Source organism: Acinetobacter sp. N1-1 (assembly GCF_056711485.1).
This window is the reverse complement of record NZ_JBWXUO010000012.1, coordinates 1,588,323-1,601,985: the sequence shown is the minus strand read 5'-3', so window position 1 is coordinate 1,601,985 and position 13,663 is coordinate 1,588,323. Positions and strand designations below refer to the sequence as shown.

The window sequence follows — 13,663 nt, the reverse complement described above, 5'->3', positions numbered from 1 at the left end:
AACTCCCCAGCTTTAATTTAGTGTTGCGAATGGATTGCTGCTTGGTAAAGCAGGTTGTGAATCGACTGGTTTAGTAGTGACTTGCTTAACTTTCACTGGTTTAGCAATATGTGTTTCTTGTCTTCTCTGTCTTACAACAGGTTTTACATCAGACTTCACCTCTTCTTTTAGTACAGAAGCAGGTTTGGCTGCATTAATGCTAGCAACTAACTCTTTTCCAGCCGGATAAGTTGATTCTGATGCAAGGTATCGCATCTCTTGATTTCTCATTTGCTGAATCGAATCATTGGCAATTTTTGTAGCCGCCATAAATTTAACGTCAGTTAAAGTATTGCTGTGGACATTCAGGGATTCTAAATAGTTCACTAACTCCAATGCTTTGAACGCTTTATCAATTTGATAGAAACGCTCTGCCGCCAGTACTAAATAGGCATTCTTTTGCTGGTCTTCATTATTTTTGTCACAGACCTGAGCATACTTACTTAGTAGGATTTGATCTGTTTCCCCAACTACCAAAGGGTTATTTTTTAGACATTTTCTTTTTAAGGTAATTTCATTATTGTCTTCTGCATGAACATAGGTTATCCCCATACATCCGACGGCAAACAAAGATAGAATAAATGCTTTTTTCAAGGTAATTCCCCATACCTATAGTGACAATATCAAAATGACTGCCAACTTCCTTAAAAGAATGTCTTATAGGAAATGACACAAATATACAAAACAAACAAAAATGCCAATTTGTTCACATTTTAATTCATTTTATCACACTTTTAAACAATTTTAATGTAAAATAAAACACAATTCGTATATTTAATTTATTACATGATTCATTTTTTATTTAGAGAGTAAATAAAATAATTTATGAAGCAGACTAAATTAACCAGCTCAAGTGCTTTAGATTTCAGTGGGAATTGATGTGAACAGTTTAAAAGTTTTAATTACAAAGCTATCTGCACCAACACGTGCAGCTTTAGAAAAGTCAGCCAACTATTGTATATCACAACAAAATTTTGAAATTGAAATTGAACATCTCTTTTGTGAGTTGCTTCGAGATACATCTATTGACCTACATTTATTACTTACAAAATCTAAAGTTTCTTCAAATACACTACTTAATGACATTCATCAGAGTATTTCTGGCTTACCCAAAGGCAATACAAGAACACCTATTTTTGCAACTTCTATTATTCGTTTATTAGAACAAGCTTGGTTAATTGCTTCGGTAGATCAAAATCCTATTATACGTAGTAGTCATCTACTCATCGCTCTTCTTACAGCCGATGATCTTTATCAAATTGCTATAAGAGCATCTAAGCTTTTTCAAAACATTCCTATCAATACGATTAAGCATACTTTTATCGAAGTATGTAAAGGAAGTACTGAAGACATTCATTCGCCTGAACAAGAATTATCAACAGAACCTAAAAATCAACATCAAGTAGATGCTTCTGCTTTGGCTAAATACACAATTAATCTTACTAAAAAAGCACAAGATGGTGGCATTGACCCTGTTATTGGTCGTGAGTATGAAGTACGTTTAATGCTAGATATTCTAATGCGTCGTCGTCAGAATAATCCTATCCTTACTGGTGAACCGGGTGTGGGTAAAACTGCAGTTGTCGAAGGTCTTGCATTAAAAATTGCTCACAATGACGTGCCTGATGCATTAAAAAATGTTCAGTTACACACATTGGATTTAGGGCTATTACAAGCAGGTGCAAGTGTAAAAGGTGAATTTGAAAATAGGCTGAAACAAATTATTCAAGAAGTACAAAGTGCTGAATATCCTATTATTCTATTTATTGATGAAGCACATACCCTTATTGGTGCAGGTGGACAAGCAGGACAAAATGATGCTGCTAATTTACTTAAACCAGCACTTGCACGTGGTGAGCTAAGAACGATTGCAGCCACAACTTGGGCTGAATACAAGCAATACTTTGAAAAAGATGCCGCTTTAAGTAGACGTTTCCAAGTTGTCAAAGTTGAAGAACCTTCTGAAGACGTTGCAATTGATATGCTACGCGCCATGATCCCAGTTATGGAACAACACTTTAATATTAAAATTGATGATGATGCGATTATTACTGCTGTTAAATCATCTAAACGCTATATTACAGGTCGTCAACTTCCCGACAAAGCGATTAGTGTATTAGATACTGCTGCTGCCCGTGTTGCATTATCACAAAACGCTCAACCCGCAAAGCTTGATCAACTTCATGCAAAATTACATAATTTGGGCTTAGAGCTTCAAATTTTGCAAGATGAACAAAAACAAAATCCGATTCATAATGATCGTATTAAAAACATTGAATCTGAGATTCAACAACTAAATGCTGAAATTGAAGCGACTCGAAGCCAATGGCAACATGAGCTAGACACATTAAATAAAATTAATGAATTACAAACCGATGTCAATGGTAACCATAGTCAAGAAATTGCTCAACTCCGTCAAACATTAAACTTACAACAGCATGAACCTTTAGTATTTGAACGTGTAAATAGCACTATTATTAACCAAATCATTTCAGACTGGACAGGAATACCTGTCGGAAAAATGGTAAATGATGAAATTAAGCAAATTCTTACCCTAGAAGACAAATTAGAAGAACGTGTAATGGGGCAAAACTATGCCTTAGAAAAGCTTGCTCAAGGGATCAAAACTTCTAGAGCAAAACTAGAAGATCCTAATAAACCTCAGGGTGTCTTTTTACTGGTCGGCCCAAGTGGAGTAGGAAAAACAGAAACAGCACTTGCTTTAGCCAATGAACTCTACGGTGGAGAGTCTCATCTTATTACAATTAATATGTCTGAGTATCAAGAAGCGCATACTGTATCATCTTTAAAAGGTTCACCTCCAGGATACGTTGGATATGGTCAAGGTGGTGTTCTTACAGAAGCAGTACGCCGTAATCCTTATAGTGTTATTTTGCTTGATGAAATTGAAAAGGCTCATAACGATGTTCAAGAGCTATTTTATCAAGTCTTTGATAAAGGTACGCTAGAAGACGGCGAAGGACGTATTATCGATTTCAAAAATACAATTATTCTTTTAACCTCAAATGTGGGGTCAAGTACAACTATGCAGGCATGTATTAATCGGCCTGTTGAAGAGTGGCCAGATGCAGATACACTTATTGCTCAACTTAAACCTAATTTATATCAACAATTTAAACCTGCATTTTTAGGACGTATGCAAATTGTTCCATACTTCCCACTACACGATGATTTATTGGTTCGCATTATCGAACATAAACTGAACAAGATTATTCAGCGAATTGAAAGCCAGTATCAAACACAGGTCGAATATAGCGATGAACTGACAGAACTTCTGCTCAGTCGCTGTACTGAAGTCGACAGTGGTGCAAGAAACATTGACAACATTTTAAACTCATCAGTTTTACCTGCCATTGCAACTAAACTTTTAGTTGCTTTAAGTGAACAAAAACTTCCAAAAACCATTTTAATTGATGTAGATGAGGACACCATCATCTATAAATTAGACGATAAAAAAAAGCCTCAAGCCAAGAAAGTAAAACGTAAAGTTGCAGGAGATGAGTAATATGCAAAATATCGATTTAGCTCCCCTACTTCAACCTATTTCTCCTGAAAACCCATGTGGGGACGATCATTCTTTTTCAAATGACTTTCACGAGCTCAAAAAAGCACAAGTAGAAGATGACCCATTACTTGATTTAGGTGAGTGGGTTACGGAACCTAAACAAGCCGACTGGTCTTTCGTTTCCACAAAAACTGTAGAGTTGTTGACCAATACCACGAAAGATATTCGTCTACTTACTTGGCTTTCTTCAGCTTGGGCAAATATTTACGGATTTAGTGGCATTACCCAAAGCCTTGAGTTGTCACATCGAATGCTCGAACAATATTGGTCTAACATTCACCCCCTGATTGAAGATGAAGATTTAGACCAACGTCTCGGTCTATTACAAGGGCTTGTCAGTCAAATTCCACTAGCATTTAAAAAGCAACCCTTAGTTAATACAGCACCTTTTTACTCAATTATTGATTATGAGAAAATGTTGCATCAGCAAAATGCTTTCCTTAAAAATCCTGACAATTTTGAACATGATGAACATAGCAAAGACTTAGAGCTATTTGAAAAATCATTGGCTACCATGTCACACGATGAGCAACTGAGTAATTATCAAGATTTTCTAAAAGCACTCGAGCACTGGGAAATTTTAAAAGTAGTTCTTGATCAATTCATGGGTTTAGATGCACCAAGTTTTGCACAAATTGACTCCCAATTGGAAAGTGTCAAAACAATGCTTTCAAAAGTATATAAAACTGAGCAAATGCAAACACAATGCATTACAGAAAATAATGATACGCCTACTTTCGGCAACGAAGAAGTAAGACCTCAAGCTATTTCACAACAGCAACCAACTTTTGGGGCATTTCAACCTTCACCACAAAGTCACTTAGAAAATCGGGAACAAGCTATTGCCGCGCTTTTAAAAATAGCGGAGTACTTTAAGACAAATGAACCTCATAGTCCTGTGAGCTATATGCTTCAAAAAACCATTAAATGGAGCAAAATGCCACTACACGAATGGCTCACTCATGTCATTAAAGATGATCATCATCTTGGATCACTTCAAGATATGTTAGATATTCCTCGCGATTCTTATTAATTATTGTATTGGTTATAGCTATGTTTAAAGCGCAAAAAGTCTTATGGGGCGAAGGTTTATTTTTACGTCCTCAACACTTTCAAGTTCAAGATACATATCATGAACAACATCTTAACTACACTATTCGTTCAACTATTCCATTTTCATATGGAATACAAACACTCGTATTTGACCAAAATCAACTAAATTTAAGTATTTTGGCTTTAGAACGTATAGAAATAATTTGGCAAGATGGAGAGGTATATTCTGCACCTATGCAAGATCTTCTTCCAGAACCATTGCTATTAGATGATCTTCATTTAAAAGGAGATATGTATATCTATTTGGCATTACCTATTTTACAAGCCAACAAACAAAATGTTGCCTATGAAGAAACAAATCAACCACATCGTTATTATTCACACTTAACAGATACGCACGATATTTTTACAAATGCGCCACCTTCGCAGATTACTTTATTGCGTCGTCGGGCAGAGTTTAAATTACTCGATATAGATGTTCACCCAAGTGAAGTACTTGATGGCTTTATTTATATGCCTATTGGTAAAATTAAACCTCAAAGTGGTGGTAATTTAGAGTTAGACCCTACATTTATTCCGCCTATTTTGCATATAAAATCGAATAATCACCTTCAAACCAATTTAAAGAAAACGTTAAATGTTATCAAAGCTAAAATTAAAACCATTCAGACCAATAATAGAGAAAATGAACAAAAGATTGTTGAGTTTCGTTCTGGAGATATCGTTTCTTTTTGGCTGATTAATGCATTAAATACAGCCTACGCAACGTTAAACCATATTTCATTAAATCCACAAATCCATCCAGAACGATTATTTAGTGAATTGTTACGTCTAACTGGCTCTTTACTTACCTTTACAACAGCATATGAGGTTGATCAACTCCCACACTATAATCATCATCAATTGCACAATAGCTTTTATCAATTAGATGTTATTTTAAGAGAGTTATTAGATACGATTATATCAAGTCGTTATATAAATATTGCCTTGAAAGAAAATAGACCATCTTATTGGGTAGGTAGTCTAGAAAGCGATAAAATTACCAAAGATTCAAGATTATATATTGCTGTTTCAAGTACGGCTATCCAAACCCACGAACTCATCCGAACCATACCTTTACGCTTTAAAGTCGGCAACACCACAGATGTTGAAAAACGTGTTATTGCCGCACTTCCAGCAATTCCTCTACATCATTTGGTGCAAGTCCCTACAGCAATTCCTGTACGTTCAGGCATCAGCTACTTTGAAATAGAACCACACGACGAATTGTATAAAGACATGTTAGCAGCACAGTCTATCTGTATTTATGTTCCTAAAGGTTTTGACGACATTAGTATAGAACTGATTGCCGTGACCAATCACTAAAAGGAAGAGATGAATATGCAAAATAGTACACCATCCTTGTTTGATGATGGTCAGATTGGTACGGGTACGGAATATACTCAGAATATTCCGTCTACCATCTCTCGTAATTTAATAGACTTACTTTACGATGGTTTTTATCTGGTTTTCTTAATTCGAAATGGCTATATATCACATCAACCTGAACAATTTAGATTCAAAGTTATACAGCTACTTGAAAAATTTGAACATCACGCAAAAAAACTAGATTACGCAAGCCAAGATATACAAGATGCCAAATATGCATTTTGTGCATTGATTGATGAAACCATTGCGATTCAACAGGATAGTTCATTTTTTGACTTACAAAACTTTTGGCTAAATGACCCATTGCAACTTAAATTTTTTGGTAATCAACTTGCTGGAGGACATTTTTTTGAAATACTAGAACAGTTACGTATGCATGGTAAAGAAAGATTAGAAGCACTAGAAGTATTTCATTACTGCCTATTGCTTGGTTTTCAAGGTAAATACCGCATAGCATCTCAAGACAGTATTAACCATATTATTTCTAGAACTGGAGACGAAATTGATTTTCTGCGAGGGAAAAAGCATGAGTTTTCACCATTTGCCGCCCTACCTGACCAAGTAAGAAATATTTTACACAATGAGCTTCCATTTATTTGGATACTAGTCTTATTACTTGTATTTTCAATCCTTTCATTTGCAGGTTTAAAATTTACACTAAATAAGCAAAGTACAAATGCTTTAACGCCTTATCAAAATGTCATTAGCACACCAGTTGAACTGGCACATATTACAATACATCTTCCTTAGGCATAGTGAAATATGCCATGAAGCTTATCTATATGAACGTATTTCCAACTTTAAGAAAGGTATTCTTTAAAATGCCTTTCTTTTTCATAACTTTCCATTTGATCAATCATTGTTTCAGTCTAACAAGCACATGATTACATTTATTATTATTAGTTTTATTACTTTGGTCTGTATTCTTAGCTTACTGTTATTTCCAGATCTTCGACAAAAAATTCTCTCTACACGTTTAGATTTTTTACCTCAGAGTAAAAAGATTTATCAACAGTGTCTTCAGTTTATCGGACAATTGAATCAAGCAACCACATCCAATAAGCTTCAAACCCATTGGTATTTACAACAATGGTGGATTTTAATTGCTGGATTTTTTCTTATTCTCAGTATTCTTGTTTTTGTTATCACCCGACCGGTAGATACGATACATACCGAAGCAAGCTATTTAAAGAATGTAGATCCTCAAGTATATGCTTTACTCAATGGTGAAATGCTTACACCACCACCAGAAGTAGATGATCAACTGGTTGATGCAGCAATTGTACAAGCAATGCAAATTGAAAAAAGTTATCAAAATACCAATGCACATGTCACTTTTGACAGCTTTACCGCAGGTAAAACACTGATTGATCGTAAATGGGAACATATAAACCCACGATTTAAACAGCGACTACTGATGGTGTTTAAGATTATGAAAGAAAAATATAACTATGAACTAGTACTGCTTGAAGGTTACCGCAGCCCAGAAAGACAAAATATGCTTTCAAGCAATATGAATACAACGCACGCTCAAGCCTATCAAAGCTATCATCAATTTGGTTTAGCGGCAGATATTGCTTTTAAGAAAGATGGAAAAGTTTTAATTTCTGAAAAAGACCCTTGGACATGGCAGGCTTATCAGACTTATGGCGATGTTGCCGAATCAGTTGGACTCACATGGGGTGGCCGTTGGAAAAATCTTCACGACTATGGACATAGCGAATACCGTATGCCTGGACTTCAAAAAACTGCTGAAATGGCTGAAAAATTGACAAATGAGGTTGAGTAATAGATGAAAATTAAACATTTAACGCTCTGCTTCATGGCAATACTCTCTCTCACTGCGTGTTCAAATGAGCAAAAACAGCAAAAAGGTATTCAACCTATGAATTTTGATAAACCTAAAACCGTATGCTTCGGTAGTGTTGAATTAGATGTACCACAAGAAACAACAGTATATATAGGAAGGTTTAACTACAACAGCAGTACGTTTACGATAAATACCGATATTCAAAGCTATGCTGAATATCAAAAGTTTATTGCCAACCGTATTCAAGAATTTAAAAGCCAACCGCATGAAACAGAAGGTACGTTACTCAGTAAAGAAATGTCGGGCCCAACTAAAGACGATAGAGGACGCAGTAATAGCCATATTATTATATTTAGAAATAATAAGTATGAAGATGGTATATATGATATCGAAGCCTATATATATATTAGACCCGGAACAATGTTGGTTCTTAAAAGTGGCGCAAGTACAGACTTACTGAGTGGTGCATTAAAGGATTTAGACTATAACCTCAAAAATACACACCCACGTACTGCCGAAAATCACAACCAACCAGGGTACTGTTGGGGAGACTTCTTTATTTTCGATGATATGACCTTAAATCATGTTTGGGGTGGCGGAAAAATAACTTTTGAATTTCCAAGCTACCCTCAAGTACGCATGGCAATGGAGCATCGTGTTCGACTCGAGTCAGATGAACCCCTTATTCAACTTATTAAAAAACGTACTGCTCAAATACCTGTTCTTGCCAAAGCCTATTTTAAATACGATAACCTGAGAGAGCAGGAAAAAACCATCCATGGCTTTGCGGGTGAAGAGTATATTGATCATATATCTAGACGTGGATACTTCGAAAGAGGTTATGAAGATGGTGCTTGGCAATATTTAGGCGACCTGAAGAACAATAATGACCCATTTATTCAATTAGAACTTGAAAGTGCAATACAACAAGGGAATGATCAACATTTAAACTCGACAGTAAGCCAAAAATCGGTACTGCGCTTGTACGATTTTATTCGCGATAGTATTCGGCTCTCTAAACCTAACCAAAAACGTGTACAGGAGCATACTCATGAGTAAGAGTACAATTCGTCCATCTTCGGTAACTAGCCCAAGTTGTAATAAGCTTGGTACACCTGTGGAAATACAAAACCCAGACACCATACCTATTGTTTTTATACCCGGCATTATGGGTTCTAATATTAGAACTAATGAGAATCCCAAAACACCTGTATGGAAACTCGAAAATACTCAATTAGATTTATTATTTGGTTCAGTAAATACTAAAAGAAAAAAAACACCTGCTCAGTTAGAGGCAGAGCTTAACCCACTTACAACAGAGGTAGACGATACTGGAGAAATTAATATTAATTATAAAAATTTAGATTATCAAACACTAAAAAAACGTGGTTGGGGCACAGTGCATTGGGGAAGTTATGGAGATATTTTAGTCTACTTACAAAATAAATTAAATGATGTGCATCTAGAAGAAAGACACTCTGTTTCTGCAAAATATGGGAGACTTAACTCATTTACTGAAGTTTCAGAATGGAGTCGTTTATTAAACACTGACGAGGTAAAAAATTGGGGAGCAACCTCTTCTTTACAATCTATAACTGCTTCTGAAATTGAGCATTTAAAAAAATTCCATTTCCCCGTATATGCCAAAGGCTATAACTGGCTACAATCGAATGAGGATGGCGCACAGAACATTGCAAAAGAACTAGATAAGATTAAAAAAGAATGGGGAGATAAGTTTCATAAATTTATTATTGTTACGCATTCTATGGGTGGGCTACTTACCCGTCGCTTGGTACAACTTAGAGAGGCAGATATTGCAGGTGTGGTACATGGCGTTATGCCTGCAGAAGGAGCTTCTTTAGCATATAGACGCATAGTTTCGGGATGTGGAGATGCAGGATTACTCCCCTCTTTTGTCATGGGTCCCCATACCGAACACACCACAGCAGTGATTGCTAACTCGCCAGGTAGCTTAGAGCTACTCCCTACCCCACGCTACAACCAAGGCAAACCTTGGCTATTTTTAAAAGGTAAAGACAGCAACCAAAACAATTATACGGTTACCCTACCTAAACAAGACCCATATAGCGAAATTTATAAGTCAGATCGGGTATGGTGGGAAATGGTTAAAGAAGACTTCATTGACCCTGCAAAGATTGTAAAGGTAGAAAACAATCAAAGATTAAAAGATGTTTATTTTAGAAAAATTGATGCAGTAAGTGATTTTCATAACCAAATCTCAGACCACTATCATCCATGTAGTTATGTTTACTATGGCCACGACAAAAAAAACAAAAGTTTTGAATGTTTAACTTGGACACTGAGCCAACCCGTAACAGGCTTAAATGAAATACAGTTGCACTATTTACCCCCTGCTAACGCACAACAGCATGCAACAAATCTTAATAAAAAATCCGAAGCAATTTTAGATAGCTTTGAGCAACACAAAAAACTTCCAAGTCTAACTGATATTGATGTTGGTAAAGAGAACGATGGTACACGTTACATTGCGCTGAGTAATGGCGAGCTGGCTCACTTTTCTATTTCCTCTTCCGACTCTTTTGGCGACGGCACCGTACCGCACGTATCTGCCAATGCACCACAAGGTAAAAAAGGCGTACAGCAGGTATTTCGTATAGAAGGTTTCGACCATCAAGGTTCTTATAACAACGCACATGTTCGACGCTCGGTTCTCTACTCTATTGTTAAAATTATTCATACAAACAATATTCAGCCGAAGTATCGATAATTTTTTTATTGCTTTTAGTTAATTATGCATATGCCATATCTTATGTAAATATAGGTCACAGTCATGTTAGATCCAGATACTATTTTCAATACCTTAGACAAACTTGGGTTTGGTATTCAAAATCATGCGATCCGAATTCAATTTTCAGATATTGAACTCAATGCTCAAGTCATGTTGCAACATATTAATGGTCAGCATCGTATTAACAATGGTTTGTCTGCCGAATTAATTTGTTTATCTAAAAATCCATTTCTATCTTTAAAACAATTTATTGGTTGTAGGGTTGCTGTCGATCAAGTTACAGATAAAAATGAGCTTATAAGAACTACTGGCATTATTACAGGTGCAAGTCAGGGCAAAAGCGACGGTGGAATGGCAGTTTATCGTCTGACTTTACAAGATGCGACAAGCTTATGGCATAAAAGAAGAAACAGCCGTGTTTTTGTAAGTAAAAGTGTGCCCGAAATTATTCAAATTTTATTTAAAGAATGGCAGTCAAAAAGTACGTTGTTTGCTTCTAGCTTATTACTAGATATAAGCGGACTAACCAAAACATATGACATCAGACCATTTGTCATGCAGTACAATGAAACAGACTATGACTTTATTACCCGTATTCTGCGAGAAGAAACAATTTGTTGGTTGGTCGATGAAAGTAACCCTTTCGGTATAGCTTCCCGACAAATTGAAGCACAGCAACTCAAATTAATTGATGAAAATAATCAATTTCAATCATTAAAAAGAAGAAATATTCGCTACCATAACAGAAGCCAAGCTACTGAAAAATTTGATTGCATTACTAGCTTTACCTCGCAACGAGAATTACAGCCTACCTCAACTTATATCCAACGTTGGCAGGCAGATGAGTTATTACAAGAAGATGGTAGCGGTAGTGTTTTAAGTGCGCATGTACATAGCCAACAACTCGACAATGTATCACTTAGCTTAGAACAAGCTTGGTCTATATCTCCAGCTTGGGTGTCGGATTTAAAAGGAGAAGATCAGGCAACGTCTTCAACACATAAACAAATTGAGAAAACCAATCAGCATTTTTCTCAGCTACATGAGTTGCAATCTAAGTATTTTACTGCTCATAGCAGTGTACGAGATGCGCAAGTGGGCTATTGGTTTAAGTTGGAAAATCATCCTGAATTAAATTGGCAACATGCCGAACACGATAAAGAGTTTCTAATTTTAAATAAAAAATTCTATAACCAAAATAATTTACCTACCGATATTCAAGATCAATTAGATCACTTATTAAAACTTAGTCATTGGCATATCACGAAAGACCGCCAAGAAGAGCGCCAGTTTAGCAAATTAACAGTCATTCGACGCCACATTCCTGTAGTTCCTGAATATAATCCTCTAGTTCATCGCCCTACTGCTCATATACAGCGTGCAATTGTGGTTGGAACTGATAATGAAGAAATTTATGTAGATGAATGGGGTCGTATTAAAGTGCATTTCTTATTTACACGTCCTGAAGATCATGCACATGATGGAGGTGCAGGTTCTAATAATACCGATACTGACTCTGCATGGGTCGATGTCCTCACACCTTGGGCAGGTGAAGGTCATGGTGTGCGTTTCCTTCCTCGTAAAGGAGAAATCGTAGCTATAGATTTTTTTGAGGGGAATATCGATCGTCCATTTGTTATTGGACGTTTACATGAGGCACATCGCTCTCCTACTCAGTTTGACACTATAGGAAAACTTCCCGATACGAAAAAACTTAGCGGTATACGTTCAAAAGAGGTTTTAGGTCAAGGATTTAACCAACTTAGATTTGACGACACGACTGGGCAAATTAGTGCACAAATTCAAAGTAGTCATAGTAGTTCTCAATTAAACTTAGGCCTTTTAAGTCATCCTAAATAAAATTCGGAAAGTGAAAGTCGTGGTGATGGTTTTGAACTTCGTACAGACGCTTGGGGGGCGATTCGTGCATCTAAAGGAATACTATTTACCACTGAAGGAGATGGGCAAGCCTTAGGTGCACAACTGTCTAGAGATAAAATCAAAAAAAATATTGAGTTCCATACAAAATTTGATGAACATTTTAAAGAATTAGCGAAAGCTTACGATATTGATGAACCAGATTTAGAAACACAAACACAATTAAATGAAAAATTAAATCAATATGACAAAAATACTGAAGGATTAATGGCACTGCATAGTGAGTCAGGTATTCTTATTGATAGTCAACAAGGTACATTTGTATCTTCTAAGAAAAATATTGATATGAGTACATCTGAAAATTTACAGTTTTTTACTGAAAAAAATTGGATTGCAAAAGCACTAGATAAAATTAGTATTTTTGCAAAACATGCAAGTATAAAAATCAAATCTGGAGAAGGAGATGTTGATATAAGCTCGCAAAAATCTAATATAAATATTTCCTCTCGAAAAAAGTTACATGCATATGCACTAGAAGACCTATTGCATCTTGAAAGTGGAAAAGGGATTCTTATCAATGCTCAAGATGCTTATATCAAAATAGATGGAGGCAATATTGAAATAGGTTGTCCAGGTAAACTTGAGCTTAAAGGAGCACAAGTAAAAGTCTCTCAGGGAAGTACGCTATCTAGCCAACTACCTACGATGCCTGAACATAAAACAACCTATGATGAACATTTTATATTACATTATCCAGACGGTACACCTGCAAAAAATGTCAAATATAGAATGACAGGTGAAGATGGACAGGTCCATGAAGGAGTTTCTGATGAAAGTGGTAAGACCAATATATATAGCAAAGATACAATAAGTGCTATTAGCTTGGAAATTTTACAATCCTAATACAACTATCTATTAATAGATAGAGTGTCCTACATGCTGTTATATATAGGACACTTTCTTACAATGAATAACGAAATTTTATGTTTATTCTACTATCTATAAAAGTATCATAAAACCACTTACAATGTGGAAAAACATCTGAAAGACTGACTAACCCATACATATGTCTTTTAAATAGCATTTAAATTAGAGTTCT

Annotated in this window: 8 protein-coding genes and 1 pseudogene; 8 read left to right on the top strand and 1 reads right to left on the bottom strand. The window is 35.8% G+C overall.

From position 1 onward, the window contains the following. Positions 1 to 12 precede the first annotated feature (12 nt). Positions 13 to 591: a hypothetical protein gene (locus tag AC1MPL_RS07910; protein ID WP_479765237.1), complete on the bottom strand. Its 579-nt coding sequence runs from the start codon at positions 589 to 591 to the stop codon at positions 13 to 15. A gap of 328 nt (positions 592 to 919) precedes the next feature. Between AC1MPL_RS07910 and tssH the strand changes: the two genes are divergently transcribed. The 8 genes and pseudogenes from tssH to AC1MPL_RS07870 all read left to right on the top strand — a co-directional run bounded on the left by tssH (position 920) and on the right by AC1MPL_RS07870 (position 13,467). Next, positions 920 to 3,565: a type VI secretion system ATPase TssH gene (gene tssH, locus AC1MPL_RS07905; RefSeq protein WP_479765235.1), complete on the top strand. Its 2,646-nt coding sequence runs from the start codon at positions 920 to 922 to the stop codon at positions 3,563 to 3,565. Between the two features lies 1 nt (position 3,566). Further along, complete coding sequence (gene tssA / locus AC1MPL_RS07900) at positions 3,567 to 4,658, top strand: type VI secretion system protein TssA (protein ID WP_479765233.1); 1,092 nt, start codon at positions 3,567 to 3,569, stop codon at positions 4,656 to 4,658. A gap of 20 nt (positions 4,659 to 4,678) precedes the next feature. Then, a complete protein-coding gene (gene tssK / locus AC1MPL_RS07895) occupies positions 4,679 to 6,043 on the top strand; it encodes a type VI secretion system baseplate subunit TssK (RefSeq protein ID WP_479765231.1) in 1,365 nt (454 codons plus the stop codon). A gap of 9 nt (positions 6,044 to 6,052) precedes the next feature. Beyond that, positions 6,053 to 6,856, top strand: a complete 804-nt coding sequence (gene icmH / locus AC1MPL_RS07890) for a type IVB secretion system protein IcmH/DotU (protein WP_479765229.1) — start codon at positions 6,053 to 6,055, stop codon at positions 6,854 to 6,856. A 130-nt stretch (positions 6,857 to 6,986) separates the two neighbouring features. Further along, positions 6,987 to 7,895 carry a M15 family metallopeptidase gene (locus AC1MPL_RS07885; protein ID WP_479765228.1) on the top strand — a complete coding sequence of 303 codons (909 nt, stop codon included), beginning with the start codon at positions 6,987 to 6,989 and terminating at the stop codon, positions 7,893 to 7,895. 3 nt (positions 7,896 to 7,898) lie between these two features. Next, positions 7,899 to 8,975, top strand: coding sequence for a T6SS immunity protein Tli4 family protein (locus AC1MPL_RS07880; RefSeq protein WP_479765227.1), 1,077 nt, complete (start codon positions 7,899 to 7,901; stop codon positions 8,973 to 8,975). Next, positions 8,968 to 10,665, top strand: coding sequence for an esterase/lipase family protein (locus AC1MPL_RS07875; protein WP_479765226.1), 1,698 nt, complete (start codon positions 8,968 to 8,970; stop codon positions 10,663 to 10,665). Before AC1MPL_RS07880 ends, AC1MPL_RS07875 begins: the two co-directional genes overlap by 8 nt. A 63-nt stretch (positions 10,666 to 10,728) precedes the next feature. Further along, positions 10,729 to 13,467 (top strand): annotated as a pseudogene (locus tag AC1MPL_RS07870) (type VI secretion system Vgr family protein). Positions 13,468 to 13,663: the final 196 nt, after the last annotated feature.

What these genes read in the sequence shown, in the direction of transcription:
- AC1MPL_RS07910 (WP_479765237.1), bottom strand. Translation starts at nt 591, where the DNA reads ATGGGGATAACCTATGTTCATGCAGAAGACAATAATGAAATTACCTTA.
- tssA (WP_479765233.1), top strand. Translation starts at nt 3,567, where the DNA reads ATGCAAAATATCGATTTAGCTCCCCTACTTCAACCTATTTCTCCTGAA.
- tssK (WP_479765231.1), top strand. Translation starts at nt 4,679, where the DNA reads ATGTTTAAAGCGCAAAAAGTCTTATGGGGCGAAGGTTTATTTTTACGT.
- icmH (WP_479765229.1), top strand. Translation starts at nt 6,053, where the DNA reads ATGAATATGCAAAATAGTACACCATCCTTGTTTGATGATGGTCAGATT.
- AC1MPL_RS07885 (WP_479765228.1), top strand. Translation starts at nt 6,987, where the DNA reads ATGATTACATTTATTATTATTAGTTTTATTACTTTGGTCTGTATTCTT.
- AC1MPL_RS07880 (WP_479765227.1), top strand. Translation starts at nt 7,899, where the DNA reads ATGAAAATTAAACATTTAACGCTCTGCTTCATGGCAATACTCTCTCTC.
- AC1MPL_RS07875 (WP_479765226.1), top strand. Translation starts at nt 8,968, where the DNA reads ATGAGTAAGAGTACAATTCGTCCATCTTCGGTAACTAGCCCAAGTTGT.